The sequence below is a fragment of the Pseudomonas sp. Je.1.5.c genome, from assembly GCF_051129895.1.
Classification (GTDB): domain Bacteria; phylum Pseudomonadota; class Gammaproteobacteria; order Pseudomonadales; family Pseudomonadaceae; genus Aquipseudomonas; species Aquipseudomonas urmiensis.
The window spans coordinates 60,226-87,130 of the sequence record NZ_JBCPSP010000018.1; the positions used below are offsets into that span (position 1 = coordinate 60,226).

Annotated in this window: 22 protein-coding genes and 1 pseudogene; 9 read left to right on the top strand and 14 right to left on the bottom strand. The window is 62.8% G+C overall.

The genetic code is table 11. The features are described 5' to 3' along the window. Positions 1 to 30 precede the first annotated feature (30 nt). The 6 genes and pseudogenes from AAZU54_RS14940 to AAZU54_RS14965 all read left to right on the top strand — a co-directional run bounded on the left by AAZU54_RS14940 (position 31) and on the right by AAZU54_RS14965 (position 7,511). Positions 31 to 909 (top strand): LysR family transcriptional regulator, encoded by an 879-nt coding sequence (locus AAZU54_RS14940; protein WP_312152569.1) that lies wholly within the window; start codon positions 31 to 33, stop codon positions 907 to 909. A gap of 112 nt (positions 910 to 1,021) precedes the next feature. Further along, positions 1,022 to 2,401: an exodeoxyribonuclease VII large subunit gene (gene xseA, locus AAZU54_RS14945; RefSeq protein ID WP_186556412.1), complete on the top strand. Its 1,380-nt coding sequence runs from the start codon at positions 1,022 to 1,024 to the stop codon at positions 2,399 to 2,401. A 3-nt stretch (positions 2,402 to 2,404) separates the two neighbouring features. After that, the gene (locus AAZU54_RS14950; RefSeq protein ID WP_434727321.1) at positions 2,405 to 3,232 is read left to right on the top strand and encodes a peptidoglycan DD-metalloendopeptidase family protein; all 828 of its coding nucleotides are present in this window, start codon (positions 2,405 to 2,407) and stop codon (positions 3,230 to 3,232) included. A gap of 379 nt (positions 3,233 to 3,611) precedes the next feature. Continuing rightward, positions 3,612 to 5,285 (top strand): 2-isopropylmalate synthase, encoded by a 1,674-nt coding sequence (leuA, locus tag AAZU54_RS14955; protein ID WP_186556414.1) that lies wholly within the window; start codon positions 3,612 to 3,614, stop codon positions 5,283 to 5,285. A 384-nt stretch (positions 5,286 to 5,669) separates the two neighbouring features. Beyond that, positions 5,670 to 6,650, top strand: a pseudogene (locus AAZU54_RS14960) (nitrate- and nitrite sensing domain-containing protein); the annotation flags it as partial. Beyond that, positions 6,645 to 7,511: a methyl-accepting chemotaxis protein gene (locus AAZU54_RS14965; RefSeq protein WP_392464176.1), complete on the top strand. Its 867-nt coding sequence runs from the start codon at positions 6,645 to 6,647 to the stop codon at positions 7,509 to 7,511. The pseudogene AAZU54_RS14960 and the gene AAZU54_RS14965, both read left to right, overlap by 6 nt. Positions 7,512 to 7,708: 197 nt before the next feature. Here AAZU54_RS14965 and AAZU54_RS14970 read toward each other — a convergent pair whose 3' ends face one another. Genes AAZU54_RS14970 through zwf form a run of 3 tightly spaced genes read right to left on the bottom strand, consistent with a single transcriptional unit; the run spans position 7,709 to position 10,570 of the window. Further along, entirely contained in the window at positions 7,709 to 8,383 is a 675-nt protein-coding gene (locus AAZU54_RS14970; RefSeq protein WP_186556416.1) for a bifunctional 4-hydroxy-2-oxoglutarate aldolase/2-dehydro-3-deoxy-phosphogluconate aldolase, read from the bottom strand. Positions 8,384 to 8,400: 17 nt separating this feature from the next. Then, complete coding sequence (pgl, locus tag AAZU54_RS14975) at positions 8,401 to 9,114, bottom strand: 6-phosphogluconolactonase (protein WP_434727322.1); 714 nt, start codon at positions 9,112 to 9,114, stop codon at positions 8,401 to 8,403. Next, entirely contained in the window at positions 9,101 to 10,570 is a 1,470-nt protein-coding gene (gene zwf / locus AAZU54_RS14980; protein WP_186556418.1) for a glucose-6-phosphate dehydrogenase, read from the bottom strand. The genes pgl and zwf overlap by 14 nt, the downstream gene beginning before the upstream one ends. Before the next feature lie 211 nt (positions 10,571 to 10,781). Here zwf and hexR point away from each other — a divergent pair, with 211 nt between their 5' ends. Continuing rightward, a complete protein-coding gene (gene hexR, locus AAZU54_RS14985; RefSeq protein WP_186556454.1) occupies positions 10,782 to 11,645 on the top strand; it encodes a DNA-binding transcriptional regulator HexR in 864 nt (287 codons plus the stop codon). On the opposite strand, the gene AAZU54_RS14990 is transcribed toward hexR, so the two are convergent. From AAZU54_RS14990 to edd, 11 genes are all read right to left on the bottom strand, one after another. Beyond that, positions 11,638 to 12,492, bottom strand: a complete 855-nt coding sequence (locus tag AAZU54_RS14990; protein WP_186556419.1) for a D-hexose-6-phosphate mutarotase — start codon at positions 12,490 to 12,492, stop codon at positions 11,638 to 11,640. The genes hexR and AAZU54_RS14990 overlap by 8 nt on opposite strands. Positions 12,493 to 12,610: 118 nt before the next feature. Next, positions 12,611 to 13,954 (bottom strand): carbohydrate porin, encoded by a 1,344-nt coding sequence (locus AAZU54_RS14995; protein ID WP_186556420.1) that lies wholly within the window; start codon positions 13,952 to 13,954, stop codon positions 12,611 to 12,613. A 39-nt stretch (positions 13,955 to 13,993) separates the two neighbouring features. Further along, a complete protein-coding gene (locus AAZU54_RS15000; RefSeq protein WP_186556421.1) occupies positions 13,994 to 15,148 on the bottom strand; it encodes an ABC transporter ATP-binding protein in 1,155 nt (384 codons plus the stop codon). A 3-nt stretch (positions 15,149 to 15,151) separates the two neighbouring features. Beyond that, on the bottom strand, positions 15,152 to 15,997 hold the full coding sequence (locus AAZU54_RS15005; RefSeq protein ID WP_186556422.1) for a carbohydrate ABC transporter permease: 846 nt from the start codon (positions 15,995 to 15,997) through the stop codon (positions 15,152 to 15,154). Continuing rightward, complete coding sequence (locus tag AAZU54_RS15010) at positions 15,990 to 16,898, bottom strand: carbohydrate ABC transporter permease (RefSeq protein ID WP_186556423.1); 909 nt, start codon at positions 16,896 to 16,898, stop codon at positions 15,990 to 15,992. The genes AAZU54_RS15005 and AAZU54_RS15010 overlap by 8 nt, the downstream gene beginning before the upstream one ends. A gap of 158 nt (positions 16,899 to 17,056) precedes the next feature. Beyond that, positions 17,057 to 18,343 carry an ABC transporter substrate-binding protein gene (locus AAZU54_RS15015; protein ID WP_312152974.1) on the bottom strand — a complete coding sequence of 429 codons (1,287 nt, stop codon included), beginning with the start codon at positions 18,341 to 18,343 and terminating at the stop codon, positions 17,057 to 17,059. A gap of 108 nt (positions 18,344 to 18,451) precedes the next feature. Then, positions 18,452 to 19,702, bottom strand: a complete 1,251-nt coding sequence (locus tag AAZU54_RS15020; RefSeq protein ID WP_434727323.1) for an AGE family epimerase/isomerase — start codon at positions 19,700 to 19,702, stop codon at positions 18,452 to 18,454. A 141-nt stretch (positions 19,703 to 19,843) separates the two neighbouring features. Next, positions 19,844 to 21,298 carry an ATP-binding protein gene (locus AAZU54_RS15025; protein WP_434727324.1) on the bottom strand — a complete coding sequence of 485 codons (1,455 nt, stop codon included), beginning with the start codon at positions 21,296 to 21,298 and terminating at the stop codon, positions 19,844 to 19,846. Then, on the bottom strand, positions 21,279 to 22,004 hold the full coding sequence (locus AAZU54_RS15030) for a response regulator (RefSeq protein ID WP_186556427.1): 726 nt from the start codon (positions 22,002 to 22,004) through the stop codon (positions 21,279 to 21,281). The genes AAZU54_RS15025 and AAZU54_RS15030 overlap by 20 nt, the downstream gene beginning before the upstream one ends. Before the next feature lie 85 nt (positions 22,005 to 22,089). Further along, positions 22,090 to 23,049 carry a glucokinase gene (locus AAZU54_RS15035; protein WP_405130136.1) on the bottom strand — a complete coding sequence of 320 codons (960 nt, stop codon included), beginning with the start codon at positions 23,047 to 23,049 and terminating at the stop codon, positions 22,090 to 22,092. Continuing rightward, the gene (gene edd, locus AAZU54_RS15040; protein ID WP_186556429.1) at positions 23,046 to 24,872 is read right to left on the bottom strand and encodes a phosphogluconate dehydratase; all 1,827 of its coding nucleotides are present in this window, start codon (positions 24,870 to 24,872) and stop codon (positions 23,046 to 23,048) included. The genes AAZU54_RS15035 and edd overlap by 4 nt, the downstream gene beginning before the upstream one ends. 281 nt (positions 24,873 to 25,153) lie before the next feature. On the opposite strand from edd, the gene gap reads away from it, so the two are divergent. Together gap and AAZU54_RS15050 are read left to right on the top strand one after the other, a co-directional pair. Next, positions 25,154 to 26,155: a type I glyceraldehyde-3-phosphate dehydrogenase gene (gap, locus tag AAZU54_RS15045; protein ID WP_392464108.1), complete on the top strand. Its 1,002-nt coding sequence runs from the start codon at positions 25,154 to 25,156 to the stop codon at positions 26,153 to 26,155. Between the two features lie 213 nt (positions 26,156 to 26,368). Next, a complete protein-coding gene (locus AAZU54_RS15050; protein ID WP_186556431.1) occupies positions 26,369 to 26,881 on the top strand; it encodes an RNA polymerase sigma factor in 513 nt (170 codons plus the stop codon). Positions 26,882 to 26,905: the final 24 nt, after the last annotated feature.

A 26,905-nucleotide genomic window follows, 5' to 3' on the forward strand; every position in this document is an offset into this window, starting at 1 on the left:
GCTTTCTCCATTCACTCATCTCGAAAAAGCATGACTTCCATTCGCCAGCTGCGCTACTTCGTGGAAATCGCCGAGTGCGGCAGCTTTAGCGCTGCCGCCGAACGGCTATTCATCGCCCAGTCGGCATTGAGCCGACAGATCAAGGAGCTGGAGCAGCAGCTTGCTACGCCGTTGTTCGAGCGCACGGCGCGCCTACCCCGGCTGACGGCGGCCGGGCAGGTGTTTCTCGACCGTGCGCGGCAACTGTTGGCCGACCTGGACAAGGCCGAACGCCTGGCCCAGGAAATTGGCCAAGGGCTGCGCGGCAGCCTGCGGCTCAATCATTCCAGTACGGTGCCGTTGACGGGTCGATTGCTGCAGCGCCTGGGCGGATACCTGGAAGACAATCCAAACGTTTCGCTGGAGATTGCCCAGCAGTCCTCTGAAGCGCAGCTGGAGGATATTGCCCAGGGGCGCCTGGAAATCGGCCTGCTGCGGTTACCGGTGCTGCGCCAGCACGAGGGGGTTGAGATTCACCCCTTGTTCAGCGAGCCGCTGCTGCTTGCGGTCGCGGCCAATCACCCATTGGCTGACGCAAGCTGCGTGCAACTTGGGCAATTGCGCGATCAGCGGTTCATTTCCATCCCGCATCGCCAGCGGGGCGGATTGAGCTATCTGTCGGCCTCACTGTGCATGCAGGCGGGATTCTTTCCGCAGGCGGCGCAGGTGGTTTCGCGCAAGACCACCCAACTGCAGTTGATCCAGGCAGGGTTTGGCGTGGCGTTGTTGCCTGAGTGCATGCGCGATCTTGCTCCGCCCTCGGTAGCCTTTGTGCCATTGCAGGAGGCGTGTAGCAGCACGGTAGCGCTGGCGTGTCGGCGCCAGCCTGGTGATCTGGTGGGGAAGTTTTTACAAGCGATGGGTGGATGAATTTTTCACGCCTCGGTTTTGGGGCTGCCTTGCAGCCCCAGGCTTCTGCGCTCAAGCCCATTCACCCGCCAGCACGGTGCATCAGGCCGACTTGTCCTTTATGATGCCCGGCATGATCAAAGACCCTTTCGAACGACTCGGCCTGGACCGCGAGGTCCTCACCGTCAGCCAACTGAACGGCCGCGCCCGCGTGCTGCTCGAAGATGTGTTCCGCAACGTCTGGGTAGAAGGCGAGATTTCCAACCTGGCCCGCCCGGCATCCGGCCACATCTATTTCACCCTCAAGGACAGCGGCGCACAGGTGCGCTGCGCCTTGTTCCGGCAAAACGCCGCCCGTGTGCGCCAGGCACTGCGCGATGGCCTGGCGGTGCGGGTGCGTGGCAAGGTGTCGCTGTTCGAGGGGCGTGGCGACTACCAACTGATTCTCGACACCGTCGAACCGGCCGGTGATGGCGCGCTGCGTTTGGCTTTCGAGGCGCTGAAAGAAAAGCTCGGCGGCGAAGGCTTGTTCAGCGCCGAAGGCAAGAAGCCCTTGCCCGCCCATCCGCAGCGCATCGGCATCATTACCTCGCCGACCGGCGCGGTGATCCGCGACATCATCAGCGTATTCCGCCGCCGCGCACCGCAGGTCGAGCTGAACCTGATCCCCACCGCAGTGCAGGGCCGCGAGGCGATCAACCAGATCGTCCGCGCCCTGCGCCTGGCTGACAGCCGGGGGTTCGATGCGCTGATCCTGGCCCGCGGTGGCGGCTCGCTGGAAGACCTCTGGTGCTTCAACGAAGAAGCCGTAGCGCGCGCCATAGCCGCCTGCGTCACGCCCATCGTCAGCGCCGTAGGGCATGAGACCGACGTGTCGATCAGCGATTTCGTCGCTGACGTGCGCGCCCCGACGCCCTCGGCCGCCGCCGAGCTGCTGGCCCCGGACAGCAGCGGCCTGCAATTGCGTCTGGATGGCCTGCAACGCCGCCTGCTGCTGCGTATGCAGAACCGCCTGAGCCACGACCGCCTGCGCGTCGAAGGCCTGGCCCGGCGCCTGCGCCACCCAGGCGAACGCCTACGCCAGCAGGCCCAGCGCCTGGACGACCTGGACATGCGCCTGCGCCGCGCCTTCATGCTCACCATGAAGCAGCGCCACGAGCGCCTGGGGCGGCTCGACATGCGTCTGTCCGCCCAGCATCCAGGACGCGCGCTGAAGCTGCTTAGCCAGCGTTTGGACAGCCTCGCCGAGCGCCTGCCACGGGCCATGCGTGAAGTGCTCAAGGACCGCCGCCAGCGCTTCCAGGCCCAATTGCAGACCCTGCAGGTGGTCAGCCCCCTGGCGACCCTGGCGCGCGGCTACAGCATCCTGCTCGATGACCGCGGCCACGCTATCCGCAGCGCCGCCCAGACCCGCAACGGCCAACGCCTGACTGCCCGCCTCAACGAGGGCGAACTGCAGGTGCGAGTCGAAGACAACCACCAGACTCCGGTCACCCTCTCGCTACTGGACTGACACATGCCGCGCCTGTTCGCTCCCCTGCTTGCCCTCTCCCTGGCGCTACTGACTAGCGTTGCCCAGGCCAGCTACATCACCCGCACGCTGAACAAGCCAGTGCCGGGCGGCGTCGCCGTGGTCAACCTGGGGCCAGGCGCCAGTGCGCCGGATGCTCGTTTCGACGGCAAGCCGGTGCTGGTGGTCAAGGAGCAAGATGCCTGGCTGGCGATCGTCGGCATCCCGCTGACGCAAAAGCCCGGCACGGCCACCCTGAGCCAAGGCACACGCAGCCTGCCCTTCACGGTCGGCAGCAAGAAATACCCCGAGCAGCACATCACCCTCAAGAACAAGCGACAGGTCAACCCGAACCCGGCCGACCTCAAGCGCATCGACCGCGAGCTGGCCGAGCAGATCAAGGCCTACCGCAGCTTCAGCCCTAACCTGCCGAGCAACCTGATCCTCGACAAGCCGGTTAGCGGGCCGCTGTCGAGCAAGTTTGGTGTGCGTCGGTTCTTCAACGGCGAAGAACGCAATCCGCATGCAGGCCTGGACTTTGCCGTACCTGCAGGCACCCCGATCAAGACCCCGGCCAATGGCAGGGTGATTCTGGTGGGTGACTACTTCTTCAATGGCCGGACCGTGTTCGTCGACCATGGCCAGGGCTTCATCAGCATGTTCTGCCACATGTCGAAGATCGACGTGCAGCCTGGGCAGCAACTGCGCCGCGGTGAAGTGGTTGGCCGAGTGGGCTCCACTGGCCGGGCCACCGGGCCGCACATGCACTGGAACGTCAGCCTGAATGATGCGCGGGTGGATCCTGCGATCTTCATCGGCGCATTCCAGCCCTAGACGCCGCTGCCCTCTGCGCGGATAAACCCGCTGCTCGACCGAGCCTGGGAAGGACGAGCAGCAGGACGAGCAGCGGCTTGCGCCATCTAATTACACCGCGCAACCAGCACCTTTCATAACCAGAAATATCGCGACAAAATCTCGCCAATCCGCTTTTTTTAAGCATTCCTCTCAATTTTTTCCGAAGGCTTGCCATCCTTCACCTCTGTGGTTAGGGTTGAAGGCATGAAAACCTCTACCACCCTCATTCTGCTCCGCCAACACCGCAGCCTCTGCCTGGTCAGTGCACGACTACCAGGGTGAATCGCGTCGCCTCGCCTTTTCATCTCGTTATCGTTCGGCAGGCCCGATCTCGGCCGCACACTAAAGGAATACTTCCATGACCATGCTCAAAGACCCTTCGAAGAAATACCGCGCCTTCCCGACCATCGACCTGCCCGACCGCACCTGGCCGTCGAAAGCCATCACCGAGGCGCCAATCTGGTGCAGCTCGGACCTGCGTGATGGCAACCAGTCGCTGATCGAGCCGATGGACGCGGAGAAGAAGCTGCGGTTCTGGAAGACCCTGGTGCAAGTGGGCGTGAAGGAGATCGAGGCATCGTTCCCTTCGGCCTCGCAGACCGATTTCGACTTCGTGCGCACCCTGATCGAAGACGGCCACATCCCTGACGACACCACCATCCAGGTGCTGACCCAGGCCCGTGAAGACTTGATCGCGCGGACCTTCGAGTCCCTGCGCGGCGCCAAGAAGGCCATCGTTCACCTGTACAACGCTACCAGCCCGTCGTTCCGCCGTATCGTCTTCAACCAAGACAAGCAAGGCGTGAAGGACATCGCGGTGAACGCGGCCAAGCTGTTCGTCAAATACGCCGCGCAGCAGCCGGAAACCCACTGGACCTTCCAGTACTCGCCAGAGACCTTCAGCGCCACTGAGCTGGAGTTCGCCAAGGAAGTCTGTGACGCGGTCATCGAGGTGTGGAACCCGACCCCTGAGCACAAGATCATCCTCAACCTGCCAGCCACCGTGGAAGTGGCCACGCCGAACGTCTACGCCGACCAGATCGAATGGTTTTGCCGCAACGTCAATCGCCGCGACAGCGTGATCATCAGCCTGCACTGCCACAACGACCGTGGCACCGGCATCGCTGCGACCGAGCTGGGCTTGATGGCCGGTGCCGACCGCGCCGAAGGCTGCCTGTTCGGCAACGGCGAGCGGACCGGCAACGTCGACCTGGTGACCTTGGCCCTGAACCTGTACACCCAGGGCATCGACTCCAAACTGGACTTCTCCGATATCGACGGCGTGCGCAAGGTCGTTGAAGAATGCAACCAGCTGCCGGTGCACCCACGTCATCCGTATGTCGGCGACCTGGTCCACACCGCGTTCTCCGGTTCGCACCAGGATGCCATCCGCAAAGGCTTCGCCAAGCAGCAAGAAGGCGAACTGTGGGAAGTGCCGTACCTGCCGATCGACCCGGCCGACATCGGCCGCAGCTACGAGGCGGTGATCCGCGTCAACAGCCAGTCGGGCAAAGGCGGCATCACCTACCTGCTCGAGCAGGAGTACGGCATCAGCCTGCCGCGCCGCATGCAGATCGAGTTCAGCCAGGTGGTTCAGGGCGAGACCGATCGCCTCGGCCTGGAAATGACTGCCCAGCAAATCCACGGCTTGCTGCACAAAGAGTACCTGCAAGCCAACTCGCCGTACGCGCTGGTCAGCCATCGCCTGCAGGAAGAGAACGGCCATAGCGCGGTGGAAGTAGAAGTCGCCGGTGAAGGTGAAACCACCCTGCACTGGCGCGGCAAGGGCAACGGCGCCCTGGAAGCATTGGTCGCCGGCCTGCCGATTGCAGTGGAGATCATGGACTACAACGAGCACGCCATCGGTGCCGGGACCAACGCCAAGGCGGCGGCCTACATCGAACTGCGCGTGGCCGGTGGCCGTCCGGTGCATGGTGTGGGGATCGATGAGAACATCACCACCGCCAGCTTCAAGGCACTGTTCAGCGCGCTGAACCGCTCGTTGAGCCAGCAAGAAGCAAAAGCCGCCTAATCAGCGCGCTCTAGTGAAAAAGCCCGTATCCCTGGATACGGGCTTTTTTATTACACGTATTTTAATAAATAAACCCATGCACTGACATGGATCAACACTTTGTTTATTGAACCTCTTTAGTGCATTTTAATTAGCCAAAACATGTCGCGATAAGTCTTTCGTAATATCCAGCAAACAACATACAATAATGGCCGTGTGCCACCAAACAACAACAGCCTTGCACACATGTGAACCTGAAACTGCCCTACCCACATGAGGCCTGAAGCAATGCTGAATAATGCGCCGCTTCGTCTGAAGCTGTTGTTGATCGTACTATTCCCTCTCCTGGGCTTCCTGATTCTTTGCGGCCTGAATATCGCCGAGAACTACAAGAGCCTGCGCGACATGCAAGCCACCGTCGCAGCCAGCAGCACCGTCGAGCGCCTGAGCCAGTTGATTACTACCTTGCAGCGCGAGCGTGGCGCCAGCGGCGTATTTATCGGCAGCCACGGCAAGAGCATGGGCGATCGCCTTGGCCCCTTGCGCGGCGATAGCGACAGCGCCATCGCCGCCCTGCGTGAATTGCCAACAACCGGCAACGATCACAATACCTTCCTCGAAGCGATTACCCGCTTGAAAGAAACCCGCGGGCAAATCGATAGTTTGGCCATCGACAGTAATGAGTCCGGCGCCCGCTATACCGGTATGATCCAACAGTTGATCGGTTATACCCAACTATTGGAACGTCGCGTCAGCGATACCGCTGTGGTTCATGCCTTGGGCGCACTCAATCAATTCATCGAACTCAAAGAGCGCGCCGGGCGCGAACGGGCATTGCTGGGAATTGTGTTTAGCCAGGACCGTTTCAATGAAGCCCTGTTCTCACGATTCAGCCGTAACCTGGGTGAGCTCAGCGCCTATACCGATGGCTACCGGCGTAAAGCGACTGCCACAGGCCTGAGCCAATTCGAAGAGCGCCAGCGCACCACAGCAGCGCTGGAAGTGGCTCGAATCCAGAAGCTGGCCTTTGAAACACCCTTGGGCCAGCCACTGGGCGTCAAGCCAGAAACCTGGTTCGAGACGTCGACCCAACGCATCGACCAACTGAGCGAAGTCGAACGTGCCCTGGCGGCCAACGTCGGTCAACTGGCCGAACAAGCACGCCACACTGCCGCCGGCGCCTTGTGGCTGACCCTCGGCGGTATCCTCATCGCCCTGGTGGCCGTGGCCCTGTTGTCGTGGCTGATCATCCGCAGCATCGGCAGTGCCGTGCGCGATATCAATGCCACCCTGGAGAGCCTCGCCCAGCGCGACCTGACCGCCCGGGCCAAGTACCGCAGCAAGGACGAGTTCGGCCAGATCGCCAGTAACCTCAACCGCATGGCCAACCAGATCACCGAGATCGTTCAGGAAATCGGTAATGCCACCGCTCAGGTTGCGACCGCCGCAGAAGAGTCGTCCGCCGTCACCCTGCAAACCAGCCGCAGCGTCGAGCAGCAGCGCCAGAGCACCGAGTCGGTGGCCACTGCGATCAACGAAATGAGCGCCACGGTGCGCGACGTCGCCCACAGCACCAATGACGCCGCGAGCCTGTCGCAGCAGATCCACACCAGTACCGAACAAGGCCGCGCAGAGATCGAAACGACCATCGCGCTGATCCGCGAACTGTCGAATCAGGCGCAGCAGACAGCGACGATCATCGATGAGCTCAAGGATGAAAGCGACGCCATCACCTCGGTGCTGGATGTGATTCGCGGGATTGCCGAACAGACCAACCTGCTCGCGCTCAACGCCGCCATCGAAGCGGCGCGTGCCGGCGATCATGGGCGTGGCTTTGCCGTAGTCGCTACCGAAGTGCGCACCTTGGCGCAACGCACCCAGGAATCGACCGGCAACATTCAGCAGATGATCAGCAACCTGCAGGCAGGCTCGGACCGCGCCAATGCCTCGATGCTGGAAACCCTGGGCAAAGCCCAATCAGGCGCCGAGCGAATTGGTCGAGCCGGCGAACTGCTTGGGGAAATTGCCGAGGGCGTGGCCAGCATCAACGACCGCAACATCCAGATCGCTTCGGCGGCCGAGGAGCAGAGTGCGGTGTCGGAAGACATCAGCCGTAACGTCAACGAGATCAACGACCTGGTCATCCAGGTCAGCGCAGGGGCGCAGCAGACGGCGGTGACCAGCCAGGAACTGGCGCGCCTGGCGGAGTTTCAGCAGCAGTTGGTGGGGCGGTTCAGAGTGGCGTGAGCCTGACTGCTCGGGGCGAGCAGTACCGGCCTCATCGCGGGGCAAGCCCGCTCCCACGCAAGCTATCCATTCACCAGCTGTTGGTGGGAGCGGGCTTGCCCCGCGATGAGGCGGCACAGCCAACACAAAACCTGCAGACAAAAAAAGGGGCGCCGACCAAGCGCCCCATAAGCCGTGTAGCACACAACGAATTCGTTTCAGTCGAGCAACGCAATCGCCTCAGCGCTGCACTCGGTAATCCGCGCCCAATCGCCGTTCTTGATCCAGCTGCTGTCGAGCATCCAGGTGCCACCCACGCACATCACATTGGCCAGGGCCATGTAATTGCGCACGTTGGCGGTATTCACGCCACCGGTCGGGCAGAAGCGAATATCGCCAAACGGCCCGCCAAAGGCCTTGATCGCCGCGACGCCGCCGCTGATCTCCGCCGGAAACAGCTTGAAGCGCCGGTAACCGAGGGCGTAGCCCATCATGATCTCCGACGGCGTGCTGATCCCAGGCAACAGTGGGATATCGCTCTCGACACCGGCCTGGAGAATGTCCGGGGTGATGCCGGGCGTGACGACGAACTGGGCACCGGCCGCCTCGACCGCAGCGAACATGCTGCGATCCAGCACGGTGCCCGCCCCGATGCACAGCTCCGGACGTTGCTCACGCAGCACTTGAATGGCCTTCAGGCCATGCGCCGAGCGCAGGGTCACTTCCAGCGTACGAATGCCGCCAGCGGCCAGGGCATCGGCCAGCGGCAGGATGTCTTGCTCACGGGCGATGGTGATCACCGGCAAGATGCGCGCCTGCTCACAGATCTCGTCGATCCGTGCGGTTTTCTCGGCCATCGAGAGCAAAGGCTGTGGGCGTTCAAGGGTGGTCATGACAGTGGATCCTTGGCTCATGGGCACCAGTAGATGTCCAGGGGGTCGTGAAGAAAGGCGCGAATCGGCATTTCGGTAGTGTCATCGGCGGCCAGCGCGGCGCGCAGGGTAGCGAGTTTGCCTTCGCCTTGCACCGCCAGCGCGATGAAGCTGGCGCTGGCCAGCAAGGCGCGGGTCATCGACAGGCGCTGGTGCGGCACGCTCGGGGCGAGCATGGGCAGAATCCGCCGCTCGCCGATCTTGCCCAGGCCTTGGCGCAGCAGCGGGCTGGCCGGGAACAGCGAGGCGGTATGGCCATCGTCACCCATGCCCAGCACCAGCACATCGATCGGCGGCAGCTCGGCCAGGGCCTGATCGGCAAGCTCGGCAGCAGCGTCCAGGCTCGGCGCCTGCTGGTACAAGCCAATGAAGCGGGCCTTGGCCGCCTCGCCCTTGAACAGGTGGCGGGCCAGCAGGCCGGCGTTACTGTCAGGATGCTCAACCGGCACCCAGCGCTCGTCAGCCAGGCTCACAGTGACCTTGGACCAGTCGAGCTTCTCGCTCGCCAATCGCTCAAGAAATGGCACCGGGCTGCGCCCGCCAGAGAGCACGACACAAGCCTGCCCTTTGCCAGCAATAGCCTGGCGCAAGCGCTCGGCAACATCACCGGCCAGCGTCGTGGCCAGGGCCTTGGAGTCGGCCAGGGCATGGGTTTTCACCCCCACTGGCAGTTTCAATTCAGATATCGCCATACCACGCCCTCCCATCCCGTGTGATCAGTGCAATCGAGCTCATTGGCCCCCAGGAACCTGCCGCATAGGGCTTGGGAGCGTCACCGGCATTCTTCCAGCCGGCGATCAGCTGGTCGCACCATTTCCATGCATATTCGATCTCGTCCTTGCGCACGAACAGGTTCTGGTTACCGCGCATCACTTCCAGCAGCAGCCGCTCGTAGGCATCCGGAATCCGCGCACTGCGCCAGGTATCGGAGAAATTCAGCTGCAGCGGGCCACTGCGCAGTTGCATGCCCTTGTCCAGGCCCTGCTCTTTGGTCATCACCCGCAACGAGATACCCTCGTCCGGTTGCAGGCGGATGATCAGCTTGTTACCGATCTGCAAACGCTGTTCCGGGGCGAAGATGTAGTGCGGGGTTTCCTTGAAGTGGATGACGATCTGCGACAGCTTGCCCGGCATGCGCTTGCCGGTGCGCAGATAGAACGGCACCCCCGACCAGCGCCAATTGCGGATGTCGGCGCGCAGGGCAACGAAGGTCTCGGTGTCGCTCTGGGCGTTGGCGTTGTCTTCTTCCAGGTAGCCGGGCACCGGCTTGCCATCGCTGTAGCCGGCAATGTACTGGCCACGCACCACGGCGGTGCTCAGGCCTTCACCCGTGATCGGCGCCAGGGCCTTGAGCACCTTGACCTTCTCGTCGCGGATGCTGTCGGCGGAGAGGTCACTGGGCGGGTCCATGGCAATCAGGCAGAGCAGCTGCAGCAGGTGGTTCTGGATCATGTCGCGCAGCTGGCCGGCTTTGTCGAAATAGCCCCAACGGCCTTCGATGCCGACCTTCTCGGCCACGGTGATCTCCACGTGGCTGATGGAATTCTGGTTCCACTGGGTTTCGAACAGGCTGTTGGCAAAGCGCAGCGCAATCAGGTTTTGCACGGTCTCCTTGCCCAGGTAATGGTCGATGCGATAAACCCGGCTCTCCGGGAAAAACCGCGCCACCGCGTCGTTGACCCGGCGCGACGACTCAAGATCGTGACCGATGGGCTTTTCCAGCACCACACGGGTGCGCTCGACCAGCCCGGCTTTGTCGAGGTTCTCGCAGATCGCACCATAGACCGCTGCGGGCGTGGCGAAATACGCGATCAGCGGCAGGCTGCCCGCCGCTTGCTCGGCCAGGGCCTGATAACCCTCGGGCTGGAGGAAGTCCAGGTGCAGGTAGCTCAGCCGCGCAACGAAGCGCTCCAGCGCCGCCGCCTCGATGTCGGCATCCGGTACGTAGCGGCGCAGATGGGCTTCGATGTTAGCCAGGTGCTGCTCGCCATCGCCCGGCTCGCGGGCCAGCGCCAGCAGGCGCGAGTCGGCATGCAGCAAGCCGGCACGGTCGAGCTGATAGAGCGCGGGGAACAGCTTGCGCAGTGCCAGGTCGCCAAGGGCGCCAAACAGGGCAAAGGTGCAAGGTTCAACACTGATCGCAGCCATGATGTTGGTTCTTTCCTAAAGTTGGCCTAGGAATATCGTTTTCAACGGCAGTTTTCAAGAGGTAATGTAGTAAAAACCACAACATTACCGACAAGTGTTACAGACAAGTGGTAGATCAACCCCTACCGACAGTACGATAGACAACACTGCAAAAAGCCTGCTGCACCGCCAGCCGGCTGTCTTCTCGACCCAAGGACACACCATGGACCGCGTGCGCAACCTCCTGGAACAGATCCAGGGACGCCTCGACGAGCTGAACAAGGCCGAACGCAAAGTCGCCGAAGTCATCCTGCTCAACCCTCAACAGGCGACTCGTTTCAGCATCGCCGCTTTGGCCCAGGCGGCCAAGGTCAGCGAGCCGACCGTCAACCGTTTCTGCCGCTCGTTCGGCGTCAGTGGCTACCCCGAGCTTAAGCTGCAACTGGCGCAAAGCCTCGCCAGTGGCGCCGCCTATGTCAGCCGCGCGGTGGAGGCGGACGATGATCCGGCCGCCTACACCCAGAAGATCTTCGGCAGCGCCATTGCCTCGCTCGACAGTGCCTGCCAACAACTCGACCCGCAACAGATCAGCCGCGCCGTGGACATGATGATCCAGGCCCGTCAGATCCACTTCTTTGGCCTGGGCGCCTCGGCCCCGGTGGCCCTCGACGCCCAGCACAAGTTCTTTCGCTTCAACCTCGCGGTGTCGGCCCATGCCGATGTGCTGATGCAGCGCATGCTGGCCTCGGTTGCCCATACTGGCGACCTGTTCGTGATCATTTCCTACACCGGGCGTACCCGCGAGCTGGTCGAAGTGGCGCGCCTGGCCCGCGAAAACGGCGCCTCGGTGCTCGGCCTGACGGCTGCCGGCTCGCCGCTGGCCAACGCCTGCAGCCTGAGCCTGCACATCCCACTGCCGGAGGACACCGACATCTACATGCCGATGACCTCGCGGATCATCCAGCTGACCGTGCTCGACGTGCTCGCCACCGGCATGACCCTGCGCCGCGGCGTCGACTTCCAGCCGCACCTGCGCAAGATCAAGGAAAGCCTCAACGCTAGCCGCTATCCGATCGAGGACGACGAGCTCAATTGAGCCGGTGCGCCTGCAAGCGCAGGTGCGCGCGCTGCCCCGGCGCCAAACTCAGGCCCTCGCCACTGCCGCTCGCCGCTTCGACGCAGACAAATCCCCGGCTCTCGCGCCCGCTGACGCCCATCAGCGGGCGATTGCCGGGGTGCCAAACCACCGTGTCGTCGCTGTCGCCGGTATCGATGCACAGCTCGCGCTGCCAGGCCGGGTCATGCAGCTGGACCCGCGGCGTGCCCGGATAGACCTTCTGACACCCACCCTTGACCTTCAACGCGCCGTTCTCACGGCAGGCCTGGCGATTCAAGCGGTCGTAGCCGTCGATATCTTCCAGCCCAGATAGCGCTATCTCGGCAACGTTGCTGATACGCCAATAGGCCAGCAGCGCATGGCTCAGCTGGCAAGGTTCGCTGTCCTGATGCTCGGTGCTCAAGCTCAGCTCCATGCGATTGCCAAGCCGGGCGTGCAGGTCGACCTGCCAATCGCACAGGTCCAGCCGCCACGTGAGGGTCACGCCCTCCTCATCCTCGCGGCTATCTACCAGCTTCCAGTCGAGCAAGCGTGCCCAGCCATGGGCCGGCCACAGGTCTTCGCTGGGATGGCGGCCATACCAGGGCCAGCACACCGGCACCCCGCCACGAATCGCCCCGACCTGCGGCCACCGCTCGGCACACCACAACCAGGGTCGCTCGCCGGCCGGTTGGAAGTGCAGCAGTTGGGCGCCCTGGCGGCTGAAAACGGCCTGGCAACGGGGGTGATCTATGATCAGCACATCGCGCTGTTGGTAACGCTCCCACTCGAACGTCGGCCTGGGCCGTTGCGTGGAAAAGAAGCGATGTAGCGGATGTTCAGGCATGGTTCCAAAGCTCTTGTTGTTTGAGATAGCGCTGTCTCGACCCAAGCCGCGCTACCACTGAAGACCAGTGGTAGCGGGATAGCCAAGAATGGATGGCGTAAATTTACAACAATTTTCCTCAGAATGACGACTGAATCTTCAGGCCTGCGACCAGCGCGTTATCCACTTCATCGACCCCGCCGGGGCTTTTGATGTATTGCAGGTTGGGCCGCACGGTCAGCCAATTGGTGACATGGAAGCCGTAGTACAGCTCGGCGTTGTACTCGGTGCGCTGCAGCGGGACGAAGCCTGGATTGTCGTAGTCATTGATGCCGCTGCCGGCATTGAGCTGCTCGGCGCGCTTCTTGACGTCGTCGTTGACGTGAATCCGGGCGATACCGAAACCGATGTCATCCTTGGGCCGGGCATCGAAGGCGCCTTTATAGACCAGGCCGACTTGCTGGTAGTTGTCGACCACGTTGGTGGCCTTGTCATGCACGGTGAAGTTGGCGAACACACTCAGCCCGCGATTGACGTCGCCGCCGTGGGCAGTGACCTGCTGCTGCGCCACCACCCACCAGCCGTGCTTACTGGAGTGCGACTTGAAGCCCTCGCCAGTGATGCCCTGCGGGTTGCCGTTGACATCCTCATAGACGTCGTCAGCCTTGGCCGTGCTGTAGTAGTAGCCCAGCCGGTACTCGCCCGGCAGGCCATTGACCTTGGGCGACCAGACCATTTCCACCGGCAGGATCGCGCCCTTGGTGCCGCTGCCGCTGAGCTTGAAGCCATTACCGGTCTCAAGGTTTGAGGGGTTCTGTTCGAATGCGCCGACCTGAACGAAGAACTCCGGGGTGATGTTGTACTTGACCCGCAGCGCCCACTGGCTGACCGGCCAGTTGTACCAGATGCCCCCCACCCAGTTACCGACCTGCGAGCCACAGAACGCCAGGTTCTGGAAGTCGCAAGGGAAGCTGTTGAAATCTTCGCCCTCACCGAAGCGGCCGAATTTCACATCCAGCGCGCCATCGAAGTATTTCTGCTTGATCCACATCTGGGTCAGCCGCCAGGTCTGGCCACGCCCCCACACTTCTTGCACCGAGCTGAACTGCCCGGCACGGGGGTCGCTGATGCGGTCATTGGACAGGTTGCGCCCGCTGCGCTCGGTGATCGCCAGCTTGAACTCGGTATCGCCCCAGCCGAGGATCTTCTCCAGGTCCAGGTGCATGCCCAAGGCGAACTGGTCGCTGTAGCGCGCGGTCTTGTCGTCGTTGTAGCCGCCATTGAGGTTGCCAGCCACTTCGCCGACATAGTCGAGGGTGAAGTCGTAGCCCTTTTCCAGCAGCTCGGTACGGGTGCCGCCCCAGTCGCCGGTCATCCATTTCGATTCGCTGGAAAAGGCCTCGGCGGCCTGCGCGCCGTTGCTGCCGACCACAGCCAGCAAGGCCAGCGAACCCAAGGTCTTGATGCGTTTGCGATGTTCCATCCCTTTGCGTCCTCTTTTCTTGTTTTTTAAGTAGACGATCTATCGGCCCTTGAAGCGAGCCACATTGTCCTTGTGCGGCGCAGCGGCACTGGACAAGTCCAGGCGCTCACCGCTTTGCGCGTCGAACAGCAACACCCGCGCCGGATCGAACTGCAGGTTGAGGCTGTCGCCAATCTGGCAGGCGACATCCGGAGCCAGGCGGCAGCAGACCTTGGTCTGGTTGAGGGTGACGAACACCAGCAGGTCAGGCCCGGTAGGCTCGGTCACCTGCACCTCGGCGCGCACTGCCGGCAGGCCGTTGCCCTCGCCGGTACCCAGGCTGATCTGCTCGGGGCGCACGCCGAGAATCACCTCACGCCCCTCGAATGCGTCGGTGGCCGCGCCCAGTGGCAGCTCACAGCGCGCCTGGCCACTGTCGAGCAAAGCCAGCAGGCGGCCGTCTTGGCGGGTCAGGCGCACCGGGATGAAGTTCATCGGCGGCGAGCCGATGAAGCTTGCGACAAACTGGTTGGCCGGATCGTTATAGATCTGTTGCGGTGTCCCGAACTGCTGGATGATGCCGTCCTTCATCACTGCCACCTTGTCGCCCAAGGTCATGGCCTCGATCTGGTCATGGGTGACGTACACCGTGGTGGTCTTCAGGCGCTGGTGCATCAGCTTGATCTCGGTGCGCATCTCGACCCGCAGCTTGGCGTCGAGGTTCGACAGCGGCTCGTCGAACAGGTAGATCTTCGGCCGCCGCGCCAGCGCCCGGCCCATCGCCACCCGTTGCTGCTGGCCACCGGACAACTGGCCCGGCTTGCGCGTCAGCAGATGCTCGATCTGCAACAGCTTGGCCACCCGCGCCACCTCCTCGTCGATCGCCGCCTGGGGCAGCTTGCGAATCTTCAGGCCGAAGGCGATGTTGTCGCGCACGTTCATGGTCGGGTACAGCGCGTAGGACTGGAACACCATGGCGATGTCGCGATCCTTGGGGCTCATGCCGCTGACGTCCTGCTCGTCGATCAGGATCGCCCCGCCACTGATGCTCTCAAGGCCCGCGATGCAGTTCATCAAGGTCGACTTGCCGCAGCCGGAGGGGCCGACCAGGATCAGGAACTCGCCATCCTTGATCGACAGCTGGATGTCCTTGAGCGTGTCCGGAACGCCGGTGCCGTAGGTCTTGTTTACATTGCGAAGTTCGAGCGTTGCCATGACTTACCCCTTGACCGCGCCGGCGGTCAGCCCGCGCACGAAATACTTGCCCGCCACTACGTAGACCAGCAGGGTTGGCAGCCCGGCGATCATCGCCGCAGCCATGTCGACGTTGTATTCCTTGGCCCCGGTGCTGGTGTTGACCAGGTTGTTCAGGGCCACGGTGATCGGCTGCGAATCGCCGCTGGAGAACACCACCCCGAACAGGAAATCGTTCCAGATCTGGGTGAACTGCCAGATCAGGCAGACCATGATGATCGGCGTCGACATCGGCAGGATGATCCGCCCAAAGATGGTGAAGAACCCGGCGCCATCGAGGCGCGCCGCCTTGACCAGAGCATCGGGAATGCTCACGTAGTAATTGCGGAAGAACAGCGTGGTGAAGGCCAGGCCGTAGACCACATGCACCAACACCAGGCCGCTAGTGGTGCTGGCCAGGCCCAGCTTGCCCAAGGTGAACGAGGCCGGCAGCAGCACGGTCTGGAACGGCAGGAAGCAACCGAACAGCAGCAGGCCGAAGAACAGCTGCGAGCCGCGAAAGCGCCACATCGACAGCACATAGCCGTTGAGCGCCCCGATGGTGGTGGAGATCAGCACCGCAGGCACGGTGATCATGATCGAGTTCCAGAAGTACCCGCTGACCGTGGCCCAGGCCTTGACCCAGCCAATGCCGGTGACCACCGTCGGCCAGCTCAGCAGGTTGCCCGAACCGATGTCTTCCGGGGTTTTGAAACTGGTCAGCAGCATCACCACCAGCGGCACCAGGTACAGCAGTACAGCGCTCAGCAACACCGCGTGAATAGCGATGCGGCTCAGGCTCAGCGCCGGTTTGTCGAGGCGGTTAGTCATGGCGCTTGGTCCTCAATTCCGAGTACAGGTACGGCACCAGGATCGCCAGAATCGCGCCGAGCATGAGGATCGCACTGGCCGAGCCCATGCCCATCTGGCCCCGGCTGAAGGTGAAGGAATACATGAACATGGCCGGCAGGTCGGAGGAGTAGCCCGGGCCACCTGCGGTCATTGCCGCGACCAGGTCGAAGCTCTTGATGGCGATGTGCGCGAGGATCATCAGCGAACTGAAGAACACCGGCCGCAAGCTCGGCAGCACCACTTGCCAGTAAATCCGCGGCAGGCTTGCGCCGTCGATCTGCGCAGCGCGGATGATCGACTGATCGACCCCACGCAAACCGGCCAGGAACATCGCCATGATGAACCCCGAAGCCTGCCAGACCGCCGCAATCACCAGGCAGTACACCACCCGGTCGGGGTCGATCAGCCAGTCCAGGCGAAAGCCCTCCCAGCCCCAGTCGCGCAGCAGCTTGTCCAGGCCCATGCCGGGGTTGAGCAGCCATTTCCAGGCGGTCCCGGTGACGATCATCGACAGCGCCATCGGGTACAGGTAGATGGTGCGGATGAAGCCTTCGCGGCGGATGCGCTGGTCGAGCAACACCGCCAGCAACACGCCGATCGCCAGGCTGATGCCGATGAACAAGCCGCCGAACACCAGCAGGTTCTTGCTCGCCACCCACCAGCGGTCGTTATCGAACAACCGGGCATATTGGGCAAGACCGGCCCACTTGTAGGTGGGTAGGAAGGTCGAGGTGGTGAACGAGAGAACGAACGTCCACAGGATGTAGCCGTAGAAGCCCACCAGGATGATGAACATGCTCGGCGCCAGCACCAGTTTTGGTAGCCAACGCTGCAAGGCGTCCAGGGGTGAGGCCCGCAGTTGGGCGGTCAAGGTAGTCATGATTGCGATACCTGTCAGTCAGTGATGCCACAGCAAGCGCGCCTATTGCCTAGGCAGCACGATCCCTGTGGGAGCGGGCCGGCCCGCGAAGAGGCCGGCCCGTCCCCCCTCAGTGGATAGCAAGGGCAAGTTGCAGCGGCGATGGCTTCAGAGGCGTGCTATTGCGCCGCCTTGATCGCTGCACCCAGCTTCTTCGCAGCATCCGCAGGATCGGCCTTGGGGTCATTGATGTAGTTGGTCACCACATCGAAGAACGCGCCCTGCACCGCCAGGTTGGTCGCCATGTTGTGCGCCATGCTCGGTTGCAGGCCGCCGTTCTGGGCGTCGGCAAGGAAGTCCTTGGCCGAGGTTTGCGCGCAGGCATCGAAGCCATGCTTGGCCATGTCGGCGAGCAGGTCCTTGCGCACCGGGATCGAGCCTTTGTTGGTGCTGAACAGTTTCTGGAAGTGCTCGCCCATGACCACCTTGGCGATGTCCTGCTGTCCGGCGGAAGTACCGGCATCCTTCTGCTTGAACACCACCAACGAGTCGATGTTGTAGGTGAAGGCCTTGTCGGTGCCGGGGAACGGCACGCACTGGTAATCCTGGCCGGCGACCTTCTTGGCCAAGGTCCATTCGCTCTTGGCCCAGTCGCCCATGACCTGCATGCCGGCCTTGCCATTGATGACCTTGGCCGCCTCCAGGTTCCAGTCCTGGCCTTTGCCGTCGACATCCATGTAGGTTGCGACTCGCTTGAGCTCGGTCAGCGACTTGACCATGTCCGGACCGGTCAGGGTGGCGTTATCGAGGTCGACGAAGGCTTTCTTGTAGCCGTCCGCCCCCATCACCGACAGCACTACCGCTTCGAATACGGTGCTGTCCTGCCACGGCTGGCCACCATGGGCGAGCGCGATGAAGCCTGCGGCCTTGAGCTTGTCACCAGCGGCATAAAATTCTTCGAGGGTGGTCGGCAGCTTGTCGATACCCGCCTTCTTGAACACTTCAGGGTTGATCCACAACCAGTTGACCCGGTGAATGTTCACCGGCACCGCCACGTAGTCGCCGTCGAACTTGACGGTGTCGGCGACCTTCTTCTCCAGCAGAGCGTCCCAGTTCTCGGCCTTGGCTACATCCTTGAGTACGTCGCTGTCGAGCAGCCCGGTGGAGGCCCAGTCCTGGATATCCGGCCCCTTGATCTGGGCGACGCCTGGCGGGTTGCCGGCGACTGCACGGCTTTTGAGCACCGTCATGGCCGTTGCACCGCCACCGCCTGCGACTGCGCCATCTTTCCAGGTGAACCCATCTTTCTCGACCTGGGCTTTGAGTACGTCGACCGCGGCTTTCTCGCCGCCCGAAGTCCACCAATGCACCACTTCCACGCTGCCTTTGGAATCGGCGGCCAGGGCGCTGAGGGGGAATAACGAGGCAAGAGAGATCGCGGCGGCGAGGCGGAGAGTCGAATTCATCGGAGTACCTTTCTTGTTGTTATGCAGTGCAAGACTGTCGCTTGCGTTGCAGAGCAGTGTAATAACGCCTTGGATGGCGCCAGGTAACGAAGCGCTGTGCGAATGTCATCACTTGGTTACATTGGCCCGGGCGAGTGCAGTAGCCAGGCTGGGCGCCAGCGGCAAAGCAGGTAGCAGCACGGCCTGGTAGGCATGGTAGAGGTCGGGTTTGCCGCCCCAGATGCTGGCGCTGGGGCGATTATCTGGGTCCAACTCGTGGTGCCAACTGCCAGCGGCGCGGTCGATCAAGTGGCTATCGATGAACGTCCAGAAACAGTGGTACCAGCCCTGGTAATGGGCCTCGCCGGTGCGCCGCCATAACGCTGCGGCGGCAGCGCTGGCTTCGGCGTGGGTCCAGTGCAGGCGCTGGCGCACTACCGGGCGCTTATCCCAATCCAGGGTGTAGACGATGCCTGGGGCACCGTCGGCGTGCCAACCGTGTTCACAGGCGCTGTCGAACAGGCCACGGGCGGCGGGCAGCAGCCAGTCAGGCGTGGCCAGGCTGGCCAACTGGCGCGCGGCCTCCAGGTGCAAGAGCAAGCGTGACCATTCGAAGCCGTGCCCGGGGGTGATGCCATAGGGACGAAAGCCATCGGCAGGGTTCGCCGCGTTGTACTGCGCCAGTGCTTGCCAGCGCGGGTCGAAATGCTCGATGACCTGGTAACCGTTGGCCCGCGCCTGGCCATGGATGATGCGTTCGACGATCCTAAGCGCGCGATCCAACCAGACGCTGTCGCCGGTGACATCGGCCAGGGCGAGGAACGCCTCGGTCGCGTGCATGTTGCTGTTAGCACCGCGGTAGGCTTCCTCCTGCTGCCAGTCGCGGCTGAAACTTTCACGCAGGGCGCCCTCCTCGTCGCTCCAGAAATGCCTTTCGATGATCTCGCTTGCCGCCTGTAACAGCTGCGGCGCAGCGGTGCTGCCGGCGATTACTGCAGAGCTGGCCGCCAGGGCGACGAAGGCATGCAGGTAGGCCGCCTTGCCGGTATCGCCATAGCGAGCGGGCTTAGCGTACCAACCGCCGAAGCGGGCGTCGCAGAGTGGGCCGCTGAGGGCCGCCACACCATGTTCGACCAGGGCCAAACAGCCTGGAATGCCTTGCACATGGGCCATGGCGAAGCAGTGGGTCATACGCGCAGTGATGATGGTTTCGGCGATGGCCTCGTTGGGCAAACGTCCTTGTGCATCGAGGCCGGCGAAGCCTTCGGCAAGTCGCGAAGCCTTGGCGAATGAGACCAACCGTTGCCCTTCAGCCAGCAACCAGGTGAGATGCGCGGGTGAATCGAGCGAACGGGTGAGCGGAAATTGATCGGTGCTCATCGATCTGCTTCGTCCTTGTCGAGGACAGGCCAGATGCCTGTCGTGAAGCGAGATTCTAGCCAGCGCTCGGTGGCTGCCATGTCACGAAGGCTTGTGCGAATGTCACCTGGTGGTGACATTTCTGGGCTTTGTAGTGTCAGGTCACTCAGGCGTACGTGGCAGACACAAGGTCACCCGCAGCCCACCCTCACGCAAATTCAACAGGCTCACTTCGCCCCCATGACTGTGGGCAATGTTGCGTGCGATCCCTAACCCCAAGCCATAACCCTGTTGCTTGCCCGCCAGGCGAAAGTGCGGCTCGAACACCTGCTCCATCTGCTGCTGCGGCACGCCCGGGCCCTGATCATCCACCTGCAAGACAAACCCTTCGGCGCCATCGATGATGCGCAAATGCGCGCGCTCGCCGTACTTGATGGCGTTATCGATCAGGTTGCCAATGCACCGGCGCAGCGCCAGGGCCTTGCCTGGATAAGGCGCCTGGGCACTGCCCTCCAGGGTAATGCGGCCATCACCCAGATACGGCTCAGCCAGGATCTCCAGCATTTGATTGAGGTCGATCGGCTCGATGTTCTCGTGAATGTCGGTGTCCTTCACGCACTGCAAGGCACCTTTGACCAGCAGCTCCAGCTCATCCAGATCACGGCTGAACTTGGCTTGCTGGCGCTCGTCCTCGAGCAACTCGACCCTCAGCCGCAGGCGGGTGATCGGTGTACGAAGGTCATGGGAAATGGCACTGAACAGCTGGCTGCGCTCCGTCAGGTAGCGACTGATGCGTTCACGCATGCTGTTGAACGCGCGCCCCACTTCGACCACTTCGCTGCCGCCACCTTCGACCACCGGCGCTACATCGGCGCCCAGCGACAACTCTCGCGCCGCCCGCGCCAGGCGCTTCAAGGGCCGGCTTTGCCAATGCACCAGCAGGCCGATGAACAGCAACAGCAGGGCGGTGGTCAGGGCGATGAAACCCATCTGCTGACGGGGCAGCCGTTCGGCCTCAAGGCTGGTATAGGGCTCGGGCAGCAGCGAGGCGATATACAGCCACTCGCCCTGGCCCAGGCGAATCTGCGTCACCAACACCGGCGGATTGAGCGGCTCGAGGGTCAGCGAATAATGCGCCCACGAGCGCGGCAGTTCATCGAGCTTGAGCCCGCTGTTGAAGATGCGCAGCTCATCGGGGCTGACGAACTCGACGGACACTTCGATCTGCTGGCCGAGCCGCTCATGCAGCACCTGTTGGAACACCTCGATCACGGCCTGCTTGCGTGGGGTGATCGGCAGCACGGCCATGTCCAGCGGCTTATCGTTGAGCGAAACGAAAAACCGCGTGCCACCCATGCTGCGCAATTGGTCGAGCACCATCGGCCGGTAGGCCACGGGCAGCGAACGAAAGTAACTGACGCTGGCACTCATCGAATGGGCCAGGCTACTGGCACTGGCCCGTAGCCCCTGCAGCTGGCTGGCGCGCAGTTGCGCGACCCAGATCAGGCTCGACAAACCCTGGGCGAGCAGCACCACCAACAACGTCAGCAGCAGCATCCTTCCGAGCAACGAGCGCGGCAGCAGGCGCCAACGGCGCTCAGTTAGCGGGGCAGACATGTGCCGCCAACAGGTAGCCGCTGCCACGCACGGTACGGATCAAGCGCGGCGGCTTGTCGGTATCGCGCAGACGCGAGCGCAAGCGGCTGACCGCCATGTCGACGATGCGGTCCAGCGGCATCGGCTCGCGCCCACGGGTGGCATTGCCGATGGTGTCGCGGTCGAGGATCTGCTGCGGGTTGTCGAGAAACAGCTTGAGCAAGGCAAAGTCGGCGCCGGAGAGGATCACCTCTTCGCCGTCGCGGTGGAACAAGCGGTGGCTGACGGTATCCAGACGCCAGTCGTCAAAAGCCAGCACCGCACTGCTCGGTGCAGCCTGGCCAAATTCAGCGCGGCGCAGCAGGGCCTTGATGCGGGCCTGCAACTCGCGTGGGCTGAACGGTTTGCCGAGGTAATCGTCAGCGCCCAGTTCCAGGCCGATGACGCGGTCGGCTTCGTCGGAGCTGGCGGTGAGCATGATGATCGGCACCCGCGACAAGCGCGGATGCTGGCGGACCCAACGGCACAGGCTGAAGCCGTCTTCGTCGGGGAGCATGACATCGAGGATCACCAGGTCGCAGGGTGCGCTGTCGAGGGCTTGACGAAAGCCTTGGCCATCGGCTTCGGCACGGACCTGAAAGCCCGAGCGGCTGAGGTAGGTTTGTAACAGTTCGCGGATTTCCTGGTCGTCATCGACCATCAGGATCGATCGGGCGGCAGTGCTCACAAAAATCCCTTCCCCTGCTCAGCGCGGGTCTGAATGCCCGCTGTTGTTGTGTGACCGCGAAGGGCCGCAAAGCGGACCCAAGATATCAATGTTCCAACGTTTGCTGCAGAGCGACACCGGCCCCCAGCAAGCCGGAAAACTCAGCCGTCACCAACCATACCGGCACACCGCTGAAATACCCACTCATGCACCCCTTGTCGGCAAAACTCGCGGCAAAACCACTGCGCAAAAACAACTCGGCAAAGCGCGGAATCACGCCACCAACGATATAAACCCCACCTCGCGCGCCCAGGGTCAGGACATTGTTCCCCGCTACCCGTCCAAGGAACCGGCAAAACTGCTCGACCACCGCCAACGCCCGTGGCTCACCAGACAAAGCCGCATCGGTAATCTCAGCCGGGGTCTTGTGCCGCTGGACGTCGCCATCCAAGGCACAGATCGCCTGATACAAGCGCACCAACCCACCACCACTGAGCACGGTCTCGGCACTGACATGGCCGATCTGCCGATGAATCTCCTGGTGAATGGCCGCCTCGCGCGCGTTGCCCACCGGCAGGTCGACATGGCCGCCCTCCCCTGGCAACGCCAGCCAGCGCTGCTCACCCAAGCGCAGCAAACTGCCCACGCCAAGGCCGGTGCCAGGCCCGATCACCAGCGCCGGACGGCTCGGGTCGGCAGCGCCGCCGCACACCTGGCGAAACTCGCCATCGCGCAGGCGGGTCATGCCCAGGGCCATCGCGGAAAAATCATTGATCAGTTGCAGATGCTCGACGTGCAGGGTCTGGCAGAACGCCTTGCGGCTCAGCCGCCAGTGGTTGTTGGTGAAGCGAAACTCATCGCCATCCACCGGTCCAGCCACCGCCAGGCACACCGCGGCCAGGCCGCCACGGGCTAGGCCTTGCTCACCCAGATAGGCCTCGATTGCCTGCTCGGGGCTGGTGTAGTCGGCGGTGGCCAGCACCTGCACGGCGTGCAGCTGGTTGTCGCGCCACAGGGCAAAACGTGCGTTGGTACCGCCAATGTCGCCAACCAGCAGGTCTTTCACTTGAGGTTCTCCAAGCCAGAGGTAAAGGCGCTGGCGCCCTGCTCGGCCGGGCTGAACGCCACACGCATGAAGCCGAACAGCTCGCGACCACAGCCCAGGTCATTGCCCAGCGGTGCGGCTGGCAGCTCGCGGCTGGCCAGTTCGTCGGCCGAGACCATCAGCTGCAAGGTGCCTTCGACACCATCGACCCGCACGATATCACCATCACGCACGCGCGCCAGCGGGCCACCATCATAGGCTTCCGGGCAAACGTGAATGGCTGCCGGGATCTTGCCCGATGCGCCGGACATGCGTCCATCGGTCACCAGTGCCACCTTGTAACCGCGATCCTGCAACACCCCGAGGAACGGCGTGAGCTTGTGCAACTCAGGCATGCCATTGCAGCGCGGCCCCTGGAAGCGCACCACGGCGACGAAGTCGCGCTCCAGCTCGCCAGCCTTGAAGGCATCGGCCAGCGACTGCTGGTCATGGAACACCCGCGCGGGCGCCTCGACTACCTGGTGCTCAGGCGCCACGGCAGAGACTTTCATCACCCCACGGCCCAGGTTGCCCTCCATGACCCGCAGCCCGCCCTCAGCGGAGAATGGCCGAGACACCGGGCGCAGGATGTTTTCATCCAGGCTCTGCAACGGGCCTTCGCGCCAGACCAAGCGGCCATCCTCGAGGAACGGCTCCTGGGTGTAGCGGCGCAGGCCGTGGCCTGCCACGGTGTTGACGTCTTCATGCAGCAGCCCGGCATCGAGCAGCTCGCGAATCAGGAACGACATACCGCCTGCCGCCTGGAAATGGTTGATGTCGGCCTTGCCGTTCGGATAGACATGCGACAGCGTCGGCACCACCTCGGAGAGGTCGGCCATGTCCTGCCAGGTCAGCTGGATGCCTGCTGCCTGAGCGATAGCCGGGATGTGCAGGGTGTGGTTGGTCGAGCCGCCAGTGGCGTGCAGGGCGACGATCGAGTTGACCAACGCCTTCTCGTCGACGATCTCGCCCAACGGCATGAAGCTGCCGCTGGCCTTGGTCATCCGCGTCACTTGCTGCGCCGCCTCGGCCGTCAGGGCGTCGCGCAGTGGCGTGTAGGGGTTGACGAACGAGGCGCCGGGCAGGTGCAGGCCCATCACTTCCATCACCAACTGGTTGGTGTTGGCGGTGCCGTAGAAGGTGCAGGTGCCGGGGCTGTGATAGGACTTCATCTCCGACTCCAGCAGCTCCTCGCGGCTGGCCTTGCCCTCGGCATAGCGCTGGCGCACGTCGGCCTTCTGCTTGTTGGAAATGCCCGAAGGCATCGGCCCGCCGGGGACGAAAATGGTCGGCAGATGGCCGAAGCGCAGCGCGCCCATCATCAGGCCCGGGACGATCTTGTCGCAGATGCCGAGCATCAACGCGGCATCGAACATGTTGTGCGACAAGGCAATCGCGGTGGACATGGCGATCACTTCGCGGCTGGCGATGGCCAGCTCCATGCCCGGCTCGCCCTGGGTCACGCCATCGCACATGGCCGGCACGCCGCCAGCGAACTGGCCGACCGAGCCGATCTCGCGCAGCGCCTGTTTGATCTGTTCGGGGAAATGCAGGTACGGCTGGTGCGCCGAGAGCATGTCGTTATAGGCCGAGACGATCGCCACGTTGGCCGCGTTCATCATGCGCAAGCTGTGCTTGTCCTCGGCACCGCAACCGGCCACACCATGGGCGAAGTTGGCGCACTGCAGACTGGCGCGCATGGGGCCATCACTGGCCGCGCCACGAATCAGTTGCAGGTAGCGCTCACGGGTGGGACGGCTGCGTTCGGTCAGCCGTTGGGTGACCTCAAGGATGCGCGGGTGCATGTACTGGACTCCAGGCTGACTGTAAGGGTGGTCTGAAGCGGCATTTCCCCTCCAAACGATTGCGACCTAGGCTCAAGGTAAAAGTGCCTGGTGCAACGCGGAAACAGCTCGCCCGACCACTCGTTGTATGTTTAAACAAAATACTGCCATCAAAAGGGCTTGTTTTCTATCCCGCAACGCATAATCTTGTAATTCCAATAACAAAACCGTTTCAGTGAAGATGCTTTTTTTGGCTACAGTCCTTTTGCCACAGCCTTCACCCGACTGCCAGAGGTATTGCCATGACCCTTCGCATCGCCATCAACGGATTCGGCCGCATCGGACGCAACGTCCTGCGCGCACTCTATACCCAAGGCTACCGCCAGGACCTGCAGGTCGTCGCAATCAACGACTTGGGTGACAGCGCGATGAACGCCCACCTGCTCAAGTACGACAGCGTGCACGGCATCTTCGACGCCCAGGTCGAGGCCGATCACGAGAGCCTGACCGTCAATGGCGACCGCATCGCCGTCAGCGCCATCCGCAATCCGGCCGAACTGCCGTGGAAGGCCGAGGCGATCGATGTGGTGTTCGAATGTACCGGGCTGTTCACCGAGCGGGCCAAGGCCGCTGCTCACCTGAGTGCCGGCGCGGGCAAAGTGATCATCTCGGCGCCGGGCAAGGGCGTCGATGCCACCGTGGTGTACGGCGTCAACCATGACGTGCTGCGCGCCTCGCACCAGATCATCTCCAGCGCCTCCTGTACCACCAACTGCTTGGCGCCGATTGCCCAGGTGCTGCACCGTGAGTTCGGCATCGAGCAAGGCCTGATGACCACCATCCATGCCTACACCAATGACCAGGTACTGACTGACGTCTACCACAGCGACCCGTTCCGCGCGCGCTCGGCCACCCAGTCGATGATCCCCAGCAAGACCGGCGCCGCCGAGGCGGTCGGCTTGGTCCTGCCGGAGTTGGCCGGCAAGCTCACCGGCATGGCCGTGCGGGTGCCGGTGATCAACGTGTCGTTGGTCGACCTGACCGTGAACCTCAAGCGCGAGGCCAGCGCCGAAGAGGTCAACCAGCTGTTCCTCGAAGCCAGCCGCCACTCCCGTGTACTGGGCTACAACGCCCTGCCACTGGTGTCGTGCGACTTCAACCACAACCCGCTGTCGTCGATTTTCGACGCCAACCACACCCGCGCCAATGGCCGCATGCTCAAGGTATTGGCCTGGTACGACAACGAATGGGGCTTCTCCAACCGCATGCTGGATAACTGCCTGGCGCTGTGTAGCGCACGCTAGGCGCAAGCCAGGGTACGTGGGAGCCACGTGGGAGCGGGCTTGCCCCGCGATAGCGCTGTCCGATCCAGCGCTATCGCGGGCGAGCCTCTTCTCACCCACCTGCCCGAACCCACCCCTGCAAACATCACCTTACCAATTCTTTACCTGTCCAAGGCTTGACCAACAGCATGGATGATAAGCATTATCATTCATCCGCATCGGTCAGGTTTCCCCGTGAGTCAGTCTCGCTTCAACACCGTTTTCCTCTCCCAGCGTCTCAGCCTGCTGCGTACGCTACAGGGCATGGTGGGCAACCCCAGCACAGCGGAAGACCTGCTGCAGGAGACTTACCTGCGGGTCACTCGGGCCTTGGGCGAGCGGCCAATCGAGCATCTGGAGCCGTTCGTCTTCCAGACGGCGCGCAACCTCGCCCTCGATCACTTGCGCGCCCGCCGGGTGCAGGCGCGGACATTGGTCGACGACGTGCCCGAGCAAGTGCTGCACAACGTTGCCGCACCGGCCAGCAGCAGCGAGGACGCCGCCCACGCCGAGCAACTGCTCAAGCACCTGAGTGTGAGCCTCAGCCAGCTGACCTCGCGCCAGCAGCAAATTTTTATCCTCAGCCGCCTGCATGGCGCCAGCTACATGGAAATCGCCGAGCAGTTGAACGTCTCGGCCAGCACGGTTCAGAAGGAACTGAAACTGATCATGGCCATCTGCATGGGTGTAGCCGATCGACTCAAGTGAGTCGACCGCTCGCCGCCTGGGTTT